This is a genomic window from Humiphilus diazotrophicus (genome assembly GCF_059726315.1).
Genome location: NZ_AP040870.1, coordinates 2,919,565 through 2,937,374 on the forward strand (window position 1 = coordinate 2,919,565; position 17,810 = coordinate 2,937,374).

The 17,810-nt window shown below is 52.7% G+C and carries 19 protein-coding genes; 8 read left to right on the forward strand and 11 right to left on the reverse strand.

What is annotated here, in order from left to right; genetic code table 11:
- Positions 1-66: 66 nt before the first annotated feature.
- Entirely contained in the window at positions 67-381 is a 315-nt protein-coding gene (locus tag AC6I7T_RS12680) for a hypothetical protein (RefSeq protein WP_497793820.1), read from the reverse strand.
- 152 nt (positions 382-533) lie between these two features.
- On the opposite strand from AC6I7T_RS12680, the gene AC6I7T_RS12685 reads away from it, so the two are divergent.
- Complete coding sequence (locus AC6I7T_RS12685) at positions 534-1,514, forward strand: hypothetical protein (RefSeq protein WP_497793821.1); 981 nt, start codon at positions 534-536, stop codon at positions 1,512-1,514.
- 89 nt (positions 1,515-1,603) lie between these two features.
- Here the strand turns inward: AC6I7T_RS12685 and AC6I7T_RS12690 are convergent, their stop codons facing one another.
- Positions 1,604-2,659, reverse strand: a complete 1,056-nt coding sequence (locus tag AC6I7T_RS12690; RefSeq protein WP_497793823.1) for a GGDEF domain-containing protein — start codon at positions 2,657-2,659, stop codon at positions 1,604-1,606.
- Between the two features lie 100 nt (positions 2,660-2,759).
- The gene (gene moaA / locus AC6I7T_RS12695; RefSeq protein ID WP_497794600.1) at positions 2,760-3,773 is read right to left on the reverse strand and encodes a GTP 3',8-cyclase MoaA; all 1,014 of its coding nucleotides are present in this window, start codon (positions 3,771-3,773) and stop codon (positions 2,760-2,762) included.
- A 361-nt stretch (positions 3,774-4,134) separates the two neighbouring features.
- On the opposite strand from moaA, the gene kdsA reads away from it, so the two are divergent.
- On the forward strand, positions 4,135-4,953 hold the full coding sequence (gene kdsA, locus AC6I7T_RS12700; protein WP_497793824.1) for a 3-deoxy-8-phosphooctulonate synthase: 819 nt from the start codon (positions 4,135-4,137) through the stop codon (positions 4,951-4,953).
- Positions 4,954-5,267: 314 nt separating this feature from the next.
- Here kdsA and AC6I7T_RS12705 read toward each other — a convergent pair whose 3' ends face one another.
- Together AC6I7T_RS12705 and AC6I7T_RS12710 are read right to left on the reverse strand one after the other, a co-directional pair.
- A complete protein-coding gene (locus tag AC6I7T_RS12705; RefSeq protein WP_497793826.1) occupies positions 5,268-6,233 on the reverse strand; it encodes an OmpA family protein in 966 nt (321 codons plus the stop codon).
- A gap of 288 nt (positions 6,234-6,521) precedes the next feature.
- A complete protein-coding gene (locus AC6I7T_RS12710; RefSeq protein ID WP_497793827.1) occupies positions 6,522-7,046 on the reverse strand; it encodes a DUF2393 family protein in 525 nt (174 codons plus the stop codon).
- A 243-nt stretch (positions 7,047-7,289) separates the two neighbouring features.
- Here AC6I7T_RS12710 and AC6I7T_RS12715 point away from each other — a divergent pair, with 243 nt between their 5' ends.
- Positions 7,290-7,436: a hypothetical protein gene (locus tag AC6I7T_RS12715; RefSeq protein WP_497793828.1), complete on the forward strand. Its 147-nt coding sequence runs from the start codon at positions 7,290-7,292 to the stop codon at positions 7,434-7,436.
- Positions 7,437-7,456: 20 nt separating this feature from the next.
- Here the strand turns inward: AC6I7T_RS12715 and AC6I7T_RS12720 are convergent, their stop codons facing one another.
- The 3 genes from AC6I7T_RS12720 to AC6I7T_RS12730 all read right to left on the reverse strand — a co-directional run bounded on the left by AC6I7T_RS12720 (position 7,457) and on the right by AC6I7T_RS12730 (position 9,503).
- Positions 7,457-8,179, reverse strand: a complete 723-nt coding sequence (locus AC6I7T_RS12720; RefSeq protein WP_497793829.1) for an ATP-binding protein — start codon at positions 8,177-8,179, stop codon at positions 7,457-7,459.
- A 160-nt stretch (positions 8,180-8,339) separates the two neighbouring features.
- Positions 8,340-8,849 carry a GNAT family N-acetyltransferase gene (locus AC6I7T_RS12725; RefSeq protein ID WP_497793830.1) on the reverse strand — a complete coding sequence of 170 codons (510 nt, stop codon included), beginning with the start codon at positions 8,847-8,849 and terminating at the stop codon, positions 8,340-8,342.
- Positions 8,850-9,071: 222 nt separating this feature from the next.
- Positions 9,072-9,503, reverse strand: coding sequence for a hypothetical protein (locus AC6I7T_RS12730; RefSeq protein ID WP_497793831.1), 432 nt, complete (start codon positions 9,501-9,503; stop codon positions 9,072-9,074).
- A 283-nt stretch (positions 9,504-9,786) separates the two neighbouring features.
- Here AC6I7T_RS12730 and rpmE point away from each other — a divergent pair, with 283 nt between their 5' ends.
- Positions 9,787-10,008 (forward strand): 50S ribosomal protein L31, encoded by a 222-nt coding sequence (gene rpmE, locus AC6I7T_RS12735; protein ID WP_497793832.1) that lies wholly within the window; start codon positions 9,787-9,789, stop codon positions 10,006-10,008.
- A 93-nt stretch (positions 10,009-10,101) separates the two neighbouring features.
- Positions 10,102-11,262, forward strand: a complete 1,161-nt coding sequence (gene dusB / locus AC6I7T_RS12740; RefSeq protein ID WP_497794601.1) for a tRNA dihydrouridine synthase DusB — start codon at positions 10,102-10,104, stop codon at positions 11,260-11,262.
- Positions 11,263-11,304: 42 nt separating this feature from the next.
- Here the strand turns inward: dusB and AC6I7T_RS12745 are convergent, their stop codons facing one another.
- The gene (locus AC6I7T_RS12745) at positions 11,305-12,909 is read right to left on the reverse strand and encodes a PDDEXK family nuclease (protein ID WP_497793833.1); all 1,605 of its coding nucleotides are present in this window, start codon (positions 12,907-12,909) and stop codon (positions 11,305-11,307) included.
- 50 nt (positions 12,910-12,959) lie between these two features.
- Here AC6I7T_RS12745 and AC6I7T_RS12750 point away from each other — a divergent pair, with 50 nt between their 5' ends.
- Positions 12,960-13,886: a DUF4097 family beta strand repeat-containing protein gene (locus AC6I7T_RS12750; protein ID WP_497793834.1), complete on the forward strand. Its 927-nt coding sequence runs from the start codon at positions 12,960-12,962 to the stop codon at positions 13,884-13,886.
- A 56-nt stretch (positions 13,887-13,942) separates the two neighbouring features.
- Here the strand turns inward: AC6I7T_RS12750 and trmFO are convergent, their stop codons facing one another.
- Together trmFO and AC6I7T_RS12760 are read right to left on the reverse strand one after the other, a co-directional pair.
- Positions 13,943-15,307, reverse strand: coding sequence for a methylenetetrahydrofolate--tRNA-(uracil(54)-C(5))-methyltransferase (FADH(2)-oxidizing) TrmFO (trmFO, locus tag AC6I7T_RS12755; RefSeq protein WP_497793836.1), 1,365 nt, complete (start codon positions 15,305-15,307; stop codon positions 13,943-13,945).
- Positions 15,304-15,798, reverse strand: a complete 495-nt coding sequence (locus AC6I7T_RS12760) for a GNAT family N-acetyltransferase (RefSeq protein ID WP_497793837.1) — start codon at positions 15,796-15,798, stop codon at positions 15,304-15,306. The genes trmFO and AC6I7T_RS12760 overlap by 4 nt, the downstream gene beginning before the upstream one ends.
- A gap of 98 nt (positions 15,799-15,896) precedes the next feature.
- Here AC6I7T_RS12760 and queC point away from each other — a divergent pair, with 98 nt between their 5' ends.
- Both queC and AC6I7T_RS12770 read left to right on the forward strand, forming a co-directional pair.
- A complete protein-coding gene (gene queC / locus AC6I7T_RS12765) occupies positions 15,897-16,589 on the forward strand; it encodes a 7-cyano-7-deazaguanine synthase QueC (RefSeq protein WP_497793839.1) in 693 nt (230 codons plus the stop codon).
- Between the two features lie 100 nt (positions 16,590-16,689).
- A complete protein-coding gene (locus AC6I7T_RS12770) occupies positions 16,690-17,778 on the forward strand; it encodes a tetratricopeptide repeat protein (protein ID WP_497793840.1) in 1,089 nt (362 codons plus the stop codon).
- Positions 17,779-17,810 lie beyond the last annotated feature (32 nt).

Below are 17,810 nucleotides of genomic sequence, written 5' to 3' on the forward strand. Positions count from 1 at the left end.
TCCAAATCTTGATCTCTGAGCAATACACACTCCCCCCGCTACCGAGGGGTACAACGCTGAAAGAACTCAAACAATGGAAGAAGGTGGAGGCCTGTTAGAAAGGAAGAAGTGCCAATGCTGAAGAGCTGAAATCTTCAATACAAGGCAGATCGGTTCTGTAACGGTTAATGGAACTACCTGCGCTCCAACGGAAGGAGTTACTGCCGTAGAATGCAGGGCCAGACATATCCGACAATGCTCGGAAGCCTTAATTGGCGGATGGCTATGCGCAAGTTGCACAGTAGACGCTGCAAACAGCACCACGATGCAGAGTACGACAAGGCTCCAGCGGAGAACTCCGCCATTCCCTTTTGTGCTCGTGATGGAATCAATGCGCAACAACCTGTTAGGTCAATCTCCAGTTATACGTTGAGGATACATCAGCAAGGGTCAGAACCTGAGATGCGTTGCCACGATACAAAACGTAAGCTCTGCCACGACAAGGAATTATGCTGCTGATTACAGACGAGCTTCGTCTAAGGCTTAAGACGGCTATGATTCGATTACGTCTCAAATTATTTCTCTTTTTGGCGGCTTGTGCTCTTCCGCTCCTTGCTCAAGGGCCCAACAAGCGGCTAATTCTGAAGGATGGCTCTTACCAGATTGTTCGCCAGTATGAGGTCAAAGGCGACATTGTCCGCTATCTCAGCGCCGAACGCGACGGCTGGGAAGAGCTTCCCGCCAATCTGATCGACTGGCCTGCTACCGAGCGCTTCGCACGAGAACACGTGCCTGGAACTTCCGGTGGATCTCCAGCGGCAAGCAGTGCCGCCGCAGAGATTGACAAAGAAGAGCAGGCGGCTCGGGCAGAAGAAAAGGCCCGCATGCCAGAGGTCACACCCGGACTACAACTCCCTGATCTGGATGGCGTTTTTGCTCTCGACACCTATCGGGACAAACCCGAGTTAATCGAAATCACCCAATCGACCGGTGACGTAAACCGCAACATGGGCCATAATATTCTGCGCTCTACCATTAATCCGTTGGCAGGCCAGAAACTTACGTTGAGAGTCAATGGAGCAAAATCGAAGGTTCGCCTGCACGTCCCCGACCCGACTCTTTACGTCAGCCTGGAAGAGGATGAGAAAATCGATCCCGACTCCACGGCCTTTCCGGTAAATACACATGGTGCAGGATCGGTAAAAGGGCAGTCCGGTGGGAGTCCCAATAGCCGTTACGAGATCATCCGACTGGAACAGCGCAAGGACTCCCGAGTGATTGGTTCGGTCAATGTCAGCCTGCTGGGTAAGGTCTCCCAATCGGAAAATGTCATCGATACGAACTCCGAGATACTACCCGGCAAGCACTGGATGAAGCTCACGCCCAAACAGCCTCTCGATAAGGGTGAGTATGCCTTGATCGAGATTCTTTCTCCGAAGGAAGTCAATATGTCGGTGTGGGATTTCAGTATTGATCCAACGGCGCCGGAGAATTCAAATGCACGGCTTCCGAAGGAAAAGGCGCAATCCCGCTAGCTTGGAGGTAGATGAGCTTTCCGTTCTGCTCAAGCACCCCTGCAATTCCAACGAGATGATGCAGGCACCCCAGAGCATTAATATGCTTCCTATTCAGGAAGCATATTGATGGGAACAATCGACCCGGCAGCGGCTACTCCGTCGCGTCCTTCGGCCTTGACGTTGTACATCGCATCGTCGGCAGCAGAAATCACACGCTGTGCGGTAATACCATCTTCCGGATAGGAGGCGAGGCCAAAGCTGGCGCTGACGCGAAGATGTAGCCCGTCTCCCATATCAAAGACATGCTCCCGCAAACGGTCCCGCAACCCCATGCATGCGATAAGCCCCTCTTGTTTAGGCGTCTCCGGCATGAGAATGATGAACTCGTCGCCGCCGTACCGGAAACAGATATCGATGGAGCGGGTGATGGAGTCGAACCAGTTCCCCACTGCACCTAACAATCTGCTGCCGACCAAGTGTCCATGCTTGTCATTCACGAGTTTGAAGCGATCCAGATCGATGAAGATGAGACTGAAGGACTTGTTAAAGCGGCGAGAGCGCTCGACTTCAGTTTCCAGAACCTTCTGAAGATGCCGGACATTAAATAGCCCCGTGCAATCATCCGTAATTGTCAGCTCATGAATTCTCTTTACCGATCGAGCATTCTCGATTGCAATTGCGGCATAGTCACACAAGACATGCAAAAACATGATTGTGTAATCCGTAAGGCTTGCCAGATTGCTATTGAAAAGCTGTATGACGCCGAGTGTCCGCCGCCGAGACCGCAGGGGCAGCGAAATAGCGGAATGGATTCGGAATTTACCTTCCGCATCGTGGTTAAAGCGTGGATCTTCCTCCACACTGGGAACGATCAGGGTCTCCCCTCGTTCCGCAACCCATCCGGCCATGCCAACACCAACAGGAATCCTGAGGTCCTTTAGCTCATCGGTAGCCTGCCCGGCGGCGATCACGTAGTGGAGCTCATTCGTAGCCTCATCCAGCATCAGCAGAGCCCAGCGCTCAGGCTGAAAGAAAGGCTGCATCTGCTCCAATATGGCACGCAGAATTTCGTCTAGCTCTAGTGTGGAAGTAAGAGCTCGAGCGACGTTGTGAAAGACCATGAGGTCCTTCAATTTACCTTCGGCCGACTGGGGACTCGGCATAGCGCTCCCAACTCCAAGGCTGAAAGATTTCAAAGCAGTAAATCAGTCCATCAAAGAAAATTTGTAGCTATTTAAGTCTCTTATCGGCAGATCTTTTTCTTTATCCACCAATGTGCACCATGCTTCGGGACGGCTTAAGGAATTCTGGCTCACCGATGTGATGCCTTGCCTCTTTCTTTAAAACTATACGTCGAATAAAAGCAATCAGTTCCATATCCGAACCTCCACGACGAGCGATTCCATAGAGGTCATGATCAAACTGTGAAAAGAGGCAGGTGCGGATTTTTCCATCCGAGGTAAGGCGCAGACGACTGCACTGGCCGCAAAAGGCTTGGCTGACGGGAGCAATAATGCCTATTTCTCCCTTTCCATCTTCGAAGGTATACCGCCTCGCCGTTTCGCTTTCGTTATTTGCCGGAAGAGGTACAAGAGGCATAAAGCGATTCAACCTCTCAACCAGTTCCTTCAGAGGTACAACCTTGTCAGGGCTCCAGAGTCGGTCTTCTTCGAGAGGCATGAATTCGATAAATCGGACGATCACACCTTCTTCCCGAGAGAAGCGCGCAAAACTCTCAACCTGATCCTCGTTGATCCCGCGCACGAGAACGCAATTTACCTTAACCGGCGCCAATCCTACAGCTTTTGCCGCACGGATGCCTGCCAAGACTTTCCCAAAGCTATGTGGAATCCGCGTAATACTGTCAAACCGCTCGGGATCTACCGCGTCCATACTGATGGTTGCGCGGTGCAGACCGGCACGCACAAGGTCCTCAGCCATACTCTCGAGCAGATGTCCGTTTGTCGTGATTGCCAGATCCAGGGGTGCCCCGGAGAGAGTCCGTAGCTTGGCCAATTCTCTGACCAGATCCAATAGCCCGTGACGAAGAAGCGGTTCGCCGCCTGTCAGTCGTACTTTCTCAATCCCCAGATGGACAAAGATCTGGGCAAGCCGGAGGTAATCCTCTATGGGGAGTTCTTCGAACTGAGCCCCCATCGTACCGGTACGACAGTACACACAGCGGTAATTACATCGGTCGGTGACTGAAATTCGAAGATCTCGGATTGTTCGTCCGTGCGTATCCACCAATGGCCCCGTCCATGATTTATCGGCCATTACCGCAGCACAGGAATGTACAACATTAGGGGAAATCGCCATTCAGATCTTTTTCTTTTCCAATCTACTTTTAGATGCGGAGGTTGTCCGCTAGGAGCAAACAGAGCCCTTTGAACCCACACCTCTGCACAATATCAGAGGGGCAGCTCAATCAACACTGCCGATCTGTAAGACGAGATCGGGACCAGGGAAAGATTCAATTATTCTGTGCCAAATTTCCGAATCTGCATCTCCTCTTCCTTCGGGCACTCAAGCACGATCTTCTTTCCAAAACGGAAGGCATCAGATCGTATTCACAGCTCTCCAGTGCTCAGAGATCCCAACCCGCAGAAACTAAACTTTGTGTTCCAATCGAATTGCAATGATTCACGACTTCGAAGTTGGCAATGTCCGTATCGGTGGCGGCGAGTTATTTCTGATCGCTGGCCCTTGTGTCATCGAAAGCGAAGCCCATGTGCGCAAGATGGCAGACGCCATCCAGCGCATCACCTCCGATCTGAAAGTTCCCTACATCTTCAAAGCCTCCTATGACAAAGCCAACCGAACCTCTGTAAAGAGCTTCCGAGGTCCGGGGCTCAAGGAAGGTGTGCGGATTCTAAAGACCTTGGCTGAGAGTACCGGGCTTCCTGTCCTGACCGATGTTCACGAACCTGGACATTGTGAAGTTGCGGCTGAGGGTGTCGATGTTCTTCAAATCCCAGCCTTTCTCTGCCGGCAAACCGACCTCCTGGTTGCTGCTGGAACTACGGGACGAGCCATCAACGTTAAGAAGGGCCAATTCGTCGCGCCCTGGGATATGCAACATGCTGTGGAGAAGGTTCGTTCTACCGGGAATGAGCGTGTCTTCCTAACCGAACGCGGGGCCAGCTTTGGCTACAACACCCTCGTCGTGGACATGCGCTCTCTTGGAATCATGCGCAAGATGGCACCAGTAGTCTTTGACGGAACCCACTCGGTACAGCAGCCCTCAGCTGCAAATGGAGTCTCAGGAGGGCAGCCTGAGTTCATCCCGCTACTCACCAGAGCAGCCGTAGGAGCAGGGATAGATGGAATTTTCCTCGAAGTCCACGACGATCCGGCAAACGCTAAATCGGATGGCGCCAACGCCCTGGATCTAAAGGATCTAAAGCCACTGCTGGAAACGTTGTTGGCGATTCATGAGATAGCGAAACCCAGCTAAAAACCGGGTGGCGAGGCTACGCCTCCAAGTGTCGCTTCGCTCCTGATAGCCAAGATAGCCTGTCCCCTACAGGTATGGACCGATCTCCTGTTACTCAGGAATCGAGAGAATCGACTGACAATCAGTGTGAGGGAATTGGCTAAGTACTTCCAAACAATGATTCAGCTACCCGGTGTTTAGCTATCCGGTTCTTAGCTGGCTTTTGCTAACCGATTCTGGGCTGCGCTGCTTCGCAGCGCAAAAAAAGGGCCCCTCGGGGAGAGGGGCCAATCTGCCTTGGTTCTCTCGTTGTGTGAGAGCTTGGTAGCGACCTTTTATTTTTGTATTTGTGTTCCATTGGACTGCGACGCAGCGCCCTGAGGGGAGGGCTGCGCGGAATACTGCTGCGTCGCGCCAATGGGTGAACCGGCTTCCGAGACTGGCTGGTTCAAGGCCGCTAAACTGTTTTGCATCAGGGTCACATGTACTGACGGCCCGTGCGAATGTTCTTCACCTTCCTGCTTGGCGTTACCCAACGCCAGCTGATGAATGCGATACATCGGTACATGGTGTTCGGTCACGAGATACCGGACTACGGCGTTCGACATACGCTGAGAAGACTGAATCCCAGTCTGCCCTGCGGCTCGAGAGTAGCCTTGAACTTCCACGATGTACCCCTGCTTGCCATTCAGCTGTTCCGCCAAAGAATCCAATGCTTCCTTTGCTTTAGCGTTCAGTATTGTCTGGCCATTTCTAAAACGAATCTCTGTGTCGGTAACCGGCTGATACTGATCGAGGGTTGAAACCGTCGTATTCAGCTTGTCCGTCCGCGTTGAAGCCTGTTGAGCAAGCGTCTGTGCTTGTGATGCACGATTTCCGGCATCGGTAGCTAGCTGGTTCGCCTGATCAGCAGTTGATTGTGCATTACGAATCCCCGCCTGAGCGCGGCCATCAACATCGCGAATGTCACGTGCATTCTTTGCGGTTAGTTGATCGAGCTCATTAAGGCGTCCTTTGACAGGTTCAAGCTGGCGATTTACCCACTTCTTGCGAGCAAATGGGTTCATGTGGCCCCAAAAGCCTTCATTGGACTTGGTAGGCAGCGGCTGTCCCGTTGCATACGTACTGTTGTCCGCAGGGTTCATACCATTCTGCGTGGAATTCGTTGCCGGGGCGGACGCGGAGCTGGCTCCAGTGTTTACCTGATCCGGGGTCTGCTGAGCTACTGCAGGCATACCTAGTGCCGCTGCAAGCATTAACGCAGAAAGTGTCGGAGTGACGCTCATTCTTTTAACCATCATTTCCGTTCCCTACTTTCTTCCTCCCCTTGAACTCCTTCCGCGCCGAAACTATCTGGCGAAAGGCGAAGAGGCATTTCCCTGTACGCCTAGACAAATAGCAAGTGGATGGCCAAACTTCCGGCCATCCCTCCGATGCTCCTAAAACGTTTATTTATTCAGCTATTTACGCGAAAAAGACCGTTCTTTGCGGGTCACTGCGTAGGGCGGAAAAGAAGAAGGTAAGTAGGTTCTTTTTTCCGAAGGTAGGAATTTTTTTCGTAGTAGAAAATGATTTCCGGTGCGCAAAAACTACTTGGAGGTGACCTGAGTCACGCGGATCTCCGGGTAATTTTGATTCCAGTCCGGCGCTACGTTGTCGAGAATCAATCGAAAATCACGCTCGTCCCCCGGATTCAAAGGCTGGGCACCGACCGGCTGTGTATCGATATACGGTTCGCGGGTGCGGATCAGTTGCAACGGCAGGATTTCTCTTTGCGCAAACTCGCCCGTAAAGCTCCGGAAGGCAATCTGAACCGTAATCCCCGAGATAGTCTTCTGGCCATGATTTGCAATATGCCCGTCGATATAGGTCACTTTCCCGCCAGCAAGATTGGAAGATTCACTCATCTGCAGATTCGTGATGGGCAGATTAGGCGCATATGGGTCGGCAGTCGTCATCTGACTCAAGCTCTGCTGCGTCAGTGCCGAATGCTTATGAGAGCTAAACAGAATTAGAGCGAGGAGGACGACAACAACCACGGACCCAGCCACGATCCATGGCAGCCAATTGCCCTTTTCCTTCATGCCTTCGTTTTGCGTTCCGAGAACTTCCACGAGCGGATTTTATACTTTTCCGACTCCTTCTGTACTCACTCTGTATCTGAAAGAACAAGAGGAATGGTGGGAGGACGTTCGAAAGGACGCCTTTCAAGATAGGCACTTCTCTTCCACAGGACGGAAATGGGAATGAAGATTCTGTAAAGAGAAAAGAAAGTGGGAATCTCCCGGTGAAAACCCGGGTTAATCTAGGTGTCGCAACCACCAGATAGTGCCGATTTACTTTTTGTGAGGCTTGAGATGCAAGTACGCACCTCTAGAGAACAGAATCGAAGAATTGCTCCCTGCGGTCGCGAAGTTCAGCCCCGGCGGCGGGAAGACGTCATCTACCAATTAGCCACTGTAATAGCCGTAATTTTGTTATTGATGACCAGCGCGCTCGTCTAGTCTTTTTTGTCTGCCGGCACTCAGCCGAAGCGGGCTCGTCTTACTGTGCGCCTAAAATCCTCACCGCGCATCTCCACCGTTACACACATTTCTGCCAAACGGGACCGCATTCGCTCTCCAATACGATCTCCCAGAGATTCTTCTCTCGCAGCTCGCTGAACCGGAGTTAAGGCTCCCGCTGGAGGCGAATCCGGATAATTTGTCGTGATAATGGTAGTCCGCTTGTCGTTGTAACGGGTATTCAGGATGAGAGCAACAGTGTCCCAAACCCAGTCTGTTGGCTTCTGCGCTCCGATTTCATCCAGAACCAGGACTTCCGCATTGAACACAGGAGCCAGAATCTCCAACTCAGTGGTTGCAACCTGGGGATTATAGGAATGTTGAATCTGTTTGAGCAGTTCCCGATAGTCGCAAAAGAGCCCCGGAACCCCCTTGGCGGTGATCAATGCATGCAAAATTCCGACGGCCAGATGGGATTTGCCCACACCGATGGAACCTGTAATCAGCAGTCCATTCCCGTCAATGTTTACCGGATAGTCCTCTACGAATTTGCGGGCAATAAAGTGCGCTTCCGATAAAGAACGGTCTGCCCGGGGAAAATCCGTATCAAAGCTCTCCAGCGTGCAATGCTCATAGCGCTTCGGAATACCCGCACGTTGCAGAATTCTCTGCACACGGTCCCGCTGTTGGCACTCGCAGGGCTTGGCATACCTCTCCCCTTTCGCATCGGCGAAAAACGACATTCCAGTTCCATTGCAAAGAGGACAAGTAGACATAACGGTTCAATCGTAAGGTAGCACCCCGGGCCCTAAGACATGGACAACAAAGCTCTGGAAAATGTGGAAAAGCGCCAAGGTGTATCAGTTTGAAATTGCTCTGAAGAAAAAGAGAACAAATTCCGGCTCAACCCTGCTCGTCTGCCAGCAAGGCCCAACGCTCGTGATCACACCAGACGCCATTGATCTTTAGATAGCGCGGCGAAAAACCCTCGTTGTGGAACCCCACTCTCTTCACGAGCGCGATAGAAGGAAGATTTCCAGGTTGAATATTGGCCTCCACGCGATGCAATCCAACCTCATGAAAGGCATATTGGACCGTCAGCCTGAGCGCTTCTGTCATCAGACCCTGCCTGGCGAAAGCAATCATTCCGTAATAGCCGAGGTAGGCACTCTGAAAGCCTTTCAGGAATATCTGGCTCAGATTCAAAACTCCGACAATTCCACCAGATTGCACCTCACGTGCGACAAGTCTGACGTTGGCTCCGGTAAAGGAGACCCCAAACCATTCGTCAAAACCTTCCTGGTCCATAAAGGGCTGAACCCACGGCTGGTGATAGGAGAGGCTTTCGATATTTGCCTGAATCAATTCAGTCGCATCAGAGCGGCTTGCGGGTCTGATGGTTACGCGTGCCATTGAAAAATCGTAACAGGCAGGTGGAACAACCGTCGTCTAGCCGATGCCTAAAGCAGAAATCTCCGAATACATCAGTCCACGGGAACAATGCATCCCTGACCGACTAGAGCAAAACCAGCGTAGGTGTATCCCGAGCCACAACTCCCTACGCAGGTTTTCCGTCGAGAAAACCTGCACATCGCGGAATTTGGATAGGACATAGTAACGCTGGTTTTGCTCTAGCTACCAGCGTACGAAACTCGACTCATCCGGACGATAGAGCACCAGAGCCAAAATCAAGAAGGCCAAGCCCGCAACTCCCTCTGTAATGGGAATCCATTGCCGTTTATCAATCTGCTGAATTTGCCGTTCACACTCCGTTTTGGAAGATCCTAAGGACAGAGCAGTACCAACCTCGGCCTGCACCGTTACATGTTCAGCTGCTACACGATTGCGAACGGACTTAAGCTGATCCGAGATCGTTTCTCGCATCTGCTTCTCGTATTCCTTGAGTTGTTGACGGTGACGCTGATATTCCGCGTCTCTGGAAGCAGATTGGTTCAATTTCGTAACCCACTCGTCGCGGATGCGGGAGTCTGCCATGTAGGTTCTGATAGAGACCACAAAGAAAATAACCGCCACGACCAGAACCACTACTGCAGGCAATTGCCTCATTCCCCATCTCCCAATCATGACGGCTTCTCAGCCACAAACTCTATCGGCCGAATCTCTCCTGCTGTCGTTTTTCGGGACAACGGAACGAGCACTCACCTGCATACGTTATAGTAAAAGCTGTACGAGGGCTGGACGAATGACACTTCCGTTCGCATAAAGCCCAAAAATAAGCCAGTTGTACAGAAATGGAATCACGCCAAACGGCGCGCCTGCTGGCTTTCCATTGCCAATCCTGGCTTTTCCCCGTAGACTAATAGAATTGCAGGAAAGGTTTCAGCACAGTATGCCGAAGGCAGGAATTCATCCCGATTACCATGCAGTGCGTGTTGTATGCGCCTGCGGAACCAATTTTGAGACCCGTTCGACCCATAAGGGCGACATCCACGTGGAAATCTGCTCGTCATGCCATCCGTTCTTCACTGGCAAGCAGAAGCTGGTGGATACGGCTGGTCGCGTCGAGCGCTTCCGCCGGAAATACGCCAAGGCCGAGAGTGCAGCGAAGTAACGGGTTCGATAGTTTAACCGCAACGGCCTCCGCAATGGCGGAGGCTTTGTTGTCTCCCACTCCAGAAGCAAAACATTGACTCGAAAAATTGTCGTGAAGAAGGCTTGGGACAATCCGCGCGAACATGCGATGCCCGCTAAGGCTCGTGTGCCTGCTGTCGTTGAAATCGGCGGTGTACGGGTTGCTCCGGCTACGGTGCTGGCACCTATGGCCGGTGTCACCGATACCGTCTTCCGCCGGTTTATTCGCAATGCCAGCGTTTTTACCTCTGGTACCACAGGTCTAGACGTAGAGACTACGATCAGCAACCAGCAGTCGGGCTGCGGGCTGATCATGACGGAGTTCACATCCGCCGATGGCCTCTCGAGAATGAGGGAGTCCAAGCGGAAGCGCTACCTGACCTTCTACGACGATGAGCATCCCATCTCCGCCCAACTCTTCGGTTCAAATCCTGAGACATTGGCCGATGCGGCACGAATTGTCGAGGAGACGGGCTTCGATATGGTCGATCTCAACCTCGGGTGCCCGGCAAAGCGTGTCGTCGGCTGCAATGGAGGCAGTGGATTGCTGCGCGATCTGCCCAGGATTGGAGAGATCTTCAAAGCTGTTCGTGCCGCAGTCACAATTCCCTTCACCGTAAAGTTTCGGCTGGGGTGGAGCGACAAAGACATCATCTGCGTCGAGCTGGCCAAGATGGCAGAGAACGAAGGACTGGATGCCGTTGCCCTTCACGCACGAACTCGTGAGCAGGCCTACTCCGGACAGGCACTCTGGGAATGGATTGCTGCGGTCAAGCAAGCGGTACACATCCCGGTTATCGGCAATGGGGACATCCGCACACCGGAAGACGCTGCCGCAATGGTTGCGGAAACAGGATGCGATGCCGTAATGATCGGACGTGCCGCTCCCTCGAATCCCTGGATCTTTCGCCAGATTGCCGAATACACAGCAAATGGTTGCTACAACCAACCGACAGTAGAAGACCGCTATACCATGATCCGCAGCTATTTCCAGATGCTGCTTGCCGATATTGAGGGGCGCGAAGCGGTCGGCAAGATGAAGCAATTTGCCTCATGGTTTACGCATGGTGTTCCCGGCGGAGCCAAATTGCGCAAGAGCATCTATGAAAGCAAGACTGCGCCCCTGGTACTGGAGGCCGTCGATAAATTCTTTACCGAGCCAAAAGTAACTAGTGAAGACACTATATTGCCTGACGAACCTTCTCTCACAGATCCAGCCGTCTGCTGGGGATAACCGGACAGCCTCAGCCTGAACACCACAAGGCATCCTGATAGATCATCGCTGTTTCCGAAAGATCACCTTCAATTCCTCTCTCCAGTGCTCGCTAATAGCGATAAGCTGCCAGTCCACCTGTGCAGACAAGTACTTCAAAACGACCTCATTCGCGGGATGAATATGAAGTACAGGCGCAACCAGGCATAGCAATGGCGAACGCTCCGAAATCTCTGCTCCGGGGAAATATCCAAAGCGCTCAAAATCTCCTTTGCCATCCTGTCTCCGGCCATTCAGCCAATGAACTCGAATCCAGTAATCCAAGCCTTGAAGGGGAAGATGCAGATCGTCATCGGCTTTGATCTCGACGACCACAAGCCGCCCGTTCCGATCTATTGCCAGCAAATCCAACATCCCGCGATCTCCCGCGGAGAACGCAGGTACTTGAGAGTAGAGAAATCCCTGCCGTAGCGATGACTCAATCTCCGGCAAACGCGTACGCAAACGGGATTCCAGCCAGCGCTCCGGTTGCAAGCGAAAGAGGGGGTCCAGAGCCTTGCCTTCCGGATGACGCCGCGCAAAGAGCCGTCCAACTAAATCCTGAAAGAGCTCCTCGGAGTCTTCATTCAACGGTGTTTCATTGGCCCCTGCGCCGAAACTGAGCTGAGCCTCCCGCGAGAATGAGCCGCCACTGAAGCCATAACGGATGCGGGCAAACTCCAGGCCATGCAAAAGGAACGACACTTCAGACGCGCTGCGGGGATAAATCTCTACACGATCTTTCTCCTCCTTCGGTAACAGACTGAGGAGATATTGAATCGAGCTTTGAAAGCGCTCCAGCGTTGCCTCGGGATGAAAAGCGTGCACCAAATGCGCTTCTTCATTTCCATGATCTGCAATATCGACAGCTACTAATTGCTCTGTGCGCTCGTCCAGCGCATAAAGCTCCCATTTCGCAACATCATGATTCAGCCATGCCATGCGCAGACGCGTTGTCCGCTCCGTGCCCGCTGGCAAGATCACTTTCAAACCCTCGAAGAGCCTTCGTTCGCCTCCGTGTTCGCGGCAATAATCCAGCCAGAGAAGACCAAGCGTCAGGATGCCATCGAGCGTCGCCGGGTTCTCTTCCTCATTTACCCCGATAACAGCCCAAGCCGAGAGACCTTTCAGCAAGGTCCCTCGGGTATATGCAGGACCGAAGCTGTTCTCCAGATCCATTGCAGAACGGAACCCATCCAGCTTGAATTCCGGGAACTGCCGGGATAGCACTCTTTCCAATAAACGGACATACCTTTTGCGTTGCATATCCCTGGCGGTTGGAGTTCTACATTCAGAGTCCTGGACCAGTTCCAGCTTCTCGGGGCGTGGGGCTCCTAACCTTGTCGTAGTCAACCGTAGAGAAGACTTCCGTTCCTCGATGCCAATCACAGTGCGGACGATATTGCGTTCTTCCGACCAAAGATGCACAACACAGCGCCCATGCTCAGAAGAAAGCGAGTAATGCGACTGGCGCATGTCAAACAGCATCTGCCCATCTTCCAGAATCGCAGCCCGAGGATTCTCAGCCAGGAAGGACTCCAGAGCACGCGCCAGCTCCAGTGGAGAAGCATTCTTATTTACCGGTGGCATGTTGCTCTCGATAATGACGACTCCTGGCCAACATCGCAAGTCTCCCGTAAGCTATGGGATTTGTTGCAATTACCGTTTGAAAGAAAAAGATGGAACCGGCACGGGCAGGCTTGCGTATTCACGATCAAGGAGCCTTCAAGATGCGCCGCCTTGCACTATTTCTAGTTGTTTTGACCGTGATTGTCTTTGCCGGTGTATGGCAGAAAACACAGGCTGGAATTGGTATTCCGGCATCGCAAAACAGTAACTGGGACACTGCAGAGTGCGATAAGGAAGGAGGTAACTCCCACTCAGGCTGGGGCCATTCGGAGCGCGTTTGCCAGAAGAGGACTTCCGTCATTCGCCTGAGCGGTCAGCATTTGGGAGCCTCCAGTGAAAATGGAGGGATTGAGGTAATCGGCGAAGACCGCAACGATGTGCGGATCGAAGCCACTATCCATGCTTGGGCCAGCAGCCAATCCGATGCGCAAAATATCCTCAACCAGGTTCAGATCGAGACCTCTGGCGATGAAATTCGTGACCGTGGTCCACGCTTCCATATAGGCAATAAGGGCTATGGCATTAATTACAAGCTTCATGTGCCACAGAAGCTGTCAGTCGATCTCAAGAGTACGAATGGCGGTATCGCAATTACCCATCTCGATGGCCGTCTCCGTTTCAATACGACAAACGGTGGCATCAGTCTTTCCGATGTGGCTGGAGATGCGCGCGGTGAGACAACAAACGGCGGAGTAAGCGTGGCTCTTAATGGAGATCGCTGGCAGGGCTCAGGGCTCCATGTTGAAACCACGAACGGCGGCATCAGCATGACTTTGCCTGAACAATACTCTGCGCATCTTGAGGCTGGCACCACCAACGGCGGTATCCACATCGATTTCCCGATAAAGGTGGCAGGCGCTATCAAGAATCAACTGAATACCGATATCGGCAGCGGCGGCCCGACAATCCACGCAGTCACCACGAATGGTGGTATCAGTATCAGCCACGATTCGGGAAACAGCGGCGGGACACTTTAGGAAGTCGATACGGCGCCTTCATCTCCGAAGGCGCCGTATCGACTTCCTAAAACAAACTACTGCGCAGGAACCAGAACTTGCGCCTGTTTATGCCACTGGTCAAATACCTCCAGTGCCCGTTCGCACTGTATCCGATGTCTCTCCTTCTTATCGCGAACACGCTTTCGTAGCTCTTCTTCTAGTGGAACAAGCAAATCGAATGTGGTATTCGCAGGCTGGAAGTGCTTCGGATCGGCATTGGTGATGTAGTGAACCAATGACCCCAGAGCTGTCTCGCGAGGAACCGGTACTGCCTCAATTCCGTGAGCTAAAGCCGCAGCATAATGTCCGGCCAGCATGCCGGTAGCAATGGACTCCGTATAGCCTTCAACCCCGGAAATCTGCCCTGCAAAGAGGATGGCGGGGTGCTCTCGCAAACTAAGCAGCGGAGTCAGAAGCTGCGGAGCATTGATGTACGTGTTGCGGTGGATCTGTCCATAGCGCAAGAAGCGGGCATTCTCCAGACCCGGAATCATCCGGAAGACACGCGCCTGTTCGCCATATTTCAAATGATTTTGAAATCCAACGAGGTTATAGCTATCGGCCCGGAGATTTTCCGAACGAAGTTGCACCACAGCCCAGGGAGTTTTGCCCGTACGCGGATCACGAAGTCCGACGGGCTTCATAGGACCGAACCTCAGGGTGTCGCGGCCCCGCCTCGCCAGTTCTTCGATCGGCAGGCATCCTTCAAAGTAGTCAAGCTTCTCCCATTCTTTCGACTCGGCCGCTTCGGCAGTAACCAGGGCATCGTAGAAGGCATCGTACTCTTCCCGCGAAAATGGGCAGTTGATGTAATCGGCGGTTCCCTTATCCCAACGAGCCGCCATATAGACCCGATCCATATCGATGGACTCCGTCTCGACAATCGGAGAAATCGAGTCATAGAAGGCCAGCTGACCACTTCCGGTGAGCCTGGCTATCTCTTCGGCCAGCGGATTTGAAGTCAGAGGCCCGGAGGCAATGATGGTGATGGCATCGTTCGGATCCAGGCTTGTGACCTCTTCCCGGTGAATGCAGATCCTGGGCTCAGCCTCAATTGCGGCCTGAATTAATCGCGAAAACTCCACCCGGTCTACAGCAAGGGCATGCCCAGCTGGGACGGCCGATTGATCGGCCATCTTCATCAAAACCGAACCGTAGCGCCGCATCTCCTGCTTCAGGAGCCACGGGGCGGTATTCGGACTCTCGGACTTCAAGGAGTTCGAGCAGACCAGTTCGCCAAAATCGGCAGTTTGATGGGCAGGAGTACCGAGTAGCTTTCCATCGACCACTCTGCGCATCTCATAGAGATCGACAGAGCAGCCTAAGCGAGCCGCCGTTAGGGCCGCCTCGGGACCGGCAAGCCCGCCGCCTATAACTCGAATCTTTGGAACATCAGTCATTTCGCAGAAACCTCGGCAAAGGACGCCATACGGGAAAGGGAATCACCAGTGAGGCGCACCATACGCCATTCGTCCATAAATCCTCCACCTTGTGAAAGATAGAAATCGATGGCCGGCTGATTCCAGTCAAGCACGCTCCACTCCAGCCGTCCGCACTGTTTTTCAATGGCAATCGAGGCTACTTTGGCCAGAAGAGCCTTTCCCAAACCTTGCCCCCGGCATTCAGGACGAACGAAAAGATCTTCCACGTATATCCCGGGACGCCCCTTCCAGGTGGAGTAATTGAAGAAATAAAGGGCAAATCCAACCGCTTTGCCATCAATTTCACCGATCAGGCAATGAAAATAGGGGGTTGGACCGAAGCCATCGCGGAGAATATCCGCCTCCGTAGCTTCTACGGCATTTGGTTCCTTCTCGTAAATCGCCAATTCACGGATAAGGTCCAGAATCAAAGGGACATCTTTAATGGTTGCGGGGCGAATGTTTTGCATAAGTCTCTAGAAACTAGTGTACCGGGGCCGTCACATTACGAAGAAAAGTGTGTTTATCAGCACAAGACTGGAAATCCAGTTGGCTATAGCATGGAATTGTGACAGACAAGAAACAAAAGGCAGTTGTGTGCCTGTCGGGGGGTATGGATTCCTGCGTCACCGCTGCAATAGCAGCCCGTGACTGCGAAGCCTACGCTCTGCACTTCAGCTATGGGCAGAGAACCGAAGCCAGAGAGTGGCAGTCCGCAAAGGAAGTAGCCGATATCCTGGGCTATAAGAAGATCTTGCGGCTAAAGATCGATCTCTTCCGAGAGATTGGCGGATCGGCACTGACAGATCCCGCCATTGCCGTCCCGGACGCTCCGAAAGAAGAATCTGCCATAGGATCGTCCATTCCAGTCACCTATGTCCCCTTCCGGAATGCACATTTTTTGTCTGCAGCCGTGAGCTGGGCAGAGGTTCTAGGAGCAAAACGTATCTATATTGGTGCGGTAGAACAGGACAGTTCGGGATATCCTGACTGCCGACCGGCGTATTATGAGGCGTTTCAGCAGTTGATACGAACAGGAACACGCGATGGGGACATCGAAGTGATAACTCCGCTCATCCATATGCGAAAGAAGGAGATCATCACGACAGGCCTTGAATTAGGCGCTCCCCTCCATGTAACGTGGTCCTGCTACTCAGGCGAAGAGGCGGCGTGTGGGATATGCGAAAGCTGCGCGTTGAGGCTACGCGCGTTTGCGGAAGCCGGAATTGCGGATCCGATTCGCTATGCCGTTCCCCGCTAAAGGTTTGAAGGTTTCCCAGCCGGTAGGGAATGGCTGGAAATGGGTACAGATTGATGAGGAGCGTGTGAGATCGAACTCGCCAAGCTCCGAGGAGAAAATCATGATACGGAAATCGAAATTCTGGCTAGCACTGGTGCTTCTTGCTGTGCTTCCGGCTTTTGCACAGAACCAGACCGGTAAGATCCACGGTCACGCACAGGACCCAACCAACGCCGCAATTAAGGGTGGAAGAGTCGACCTCAGTACCGATGGTGCAGGCAAGGACGTAAAGTTCACCTTCAAAGTCGACGACAATGGTGATTACAAAGGCGAAAACATCGCTCCAGGAACTTATTTCGTTACCCTCTACAGTCCGGAAAACAAGTCCGTCGATCAGTTCCAGAATGTAAAGATCACCGCCGGCGGGGACACGCTCCAGGACTTCGACCTTAGCCGTCCGGAATACATGAAGAACCTCACTCCCGAGCAGCGCAAGCAGGCTGAGGAGATTCGTAAGAAGAACGCCGAAATCAACAAGGAAAACAATCAGATCAAGAATCTGAATGAGCAGTTGAAAAAGGCTCGTGAGGCAAACAAGGCCAAGAACTTTGCCGAAGCCGAAACCCTAATGCAGGCGGCTACCCAGGCAAAACCGGATGCCTCCGTTCTATGGGTCGAACTCGGCACCGCGCAGATGGGTCTCAAGAAGTACGACGATGCCATCACTACTTTGAAAAAGGCTGTTGAGCTCGATGCAGCCGCCAAGAAGCCCAATCCGGACGTTCAGGCTGCTGCCGACAACACTCTAGGTGAAGCTTATGCTGCAAAAGGCCAGGTTGCCGATGCAGCTGCGGCGTACGATGCTGCGGCAAAGGTCGCCCCTGCAAACGCAGCCATGTATTACACCAATGAAGCGATCATCATGGACCGCAACGGAAAGGTCGATGAAACAGTTGCAGCCGCCGACAAGGCAACCGCTGCCGATCCAAACCGTGCAATCGCTTACTACCTGAAGGGCAAAGCTCTGATTACCAAGGCTGGCGTTGACCCGAAGACCGGAAAGATTGTTGCACCTCCGGGATGCGCCGAAGCTTACCAGAAGTATCTGGACTTGCAGCCGAACGGGCAGTTCGCGCCGGAAATCACTTCCATCATGAAGGAAATGAACACGACGGTAACCAGCAACTACAAAGCTGGCAAGAAAAAGTAAGCAACCTCAGCAATGTTAGGCAAGCGCCATCC

Coding starts and splice junctions, on each gene's coding strand:
- AC6I7T_RS12685 (WP_497793821.1), top strand. CDS start 534: ATGATTCGATTACGTCTCAAATTATTTCTCTTTTTGGCGGCTTGTGCT.
- AC6I7T_RS12690 (WP_497793823.1), bottom strand. CDS start 2,659: ATGCCGAGTCCCCAGTCGGCCGAAGGTAAATTGAAGGACCTCATGGTC.
- moaA (WP_497794600.1), bottom strand. CDS start 3,773: ATGGCCGATAAATCATGGACGGGGCCATTGGTGGATACGCACGGACGA.
- kdsA (WP_497793824.1), top strand. CDS start 4,135: ATGATTCACGACTTCGAAGTTGGCAATGTCCGTATCGGTGGCGGCGAG.
- AC6I7T_RS12705 (WP_497793826.1), bottom strand. CDS start 6,233: ATGATGGTTAAAAGAATGAGCGTCACTCCGACACTTTCTGCGTTAATG.
- AC6I7T_RS12715 (WP_497793828.1), top strand. CDS start 7,290: ATGCAAGTACGCACCTCTAGAGAACAGAATCGAAGAATTGCTCCCTGC.
- AC6I7T_RS12720 (WP_497793829.1), bottom strand. CDS start 8,179: ATGTCGTTTTTCGCCGATGCGAAAGGGGAGAGGTATGCCAAGCCCTGC.
- AC6I7T_RS12725 (WP_497793830.1), bottom strand. CDS start 8,849: ATGGCACGCGTAACCATCAGACCCGCAAGCCGCTCTGATGCGACTGAA.
- AC6I7T_RS12730 (WP_497793831.1), bottom strand. CDS start 9,503: ATGAGGCAATTGCCTGCAGTAGTGGTTCTGGTCGTGGCGGTTATTTTC.
- rpmE (WP_497793832.1), top strand. CDS start 9,787: ATGCCGAAGGCAGGAATTCATCCCGATTACCATGCAGTGCGTGTTGTA.
- AC6I7T_RS12750 (WP_497793834.1), top strand. CDS start 12,960: ATGGAACCGGCACGGGCAGGCTTGCGTATTCACGATCAAGGAGCCTTC.
- trmFO (WP_497793836.1), bottom strand. CDS start 15,307: ATGACTGATGTTCCAAAGATTCGAGTTATAGGCGGCGGGCTTGCCGGT.
- AC6I7T_RS12760 (WP_497793837.1), bottom strand. CDS start 15,798: ATGCAAAACATTCGCCCCGCAACCATTAAAGATGTCCCTTTGATTCTG.
- AC6I7T_RS12770 (WP_497793840.1), top strand. CDS start 16,690: ATGATACGGAAATCGAAATTCTGGCTAGCACTGGTGCTTCTTGCTGTG.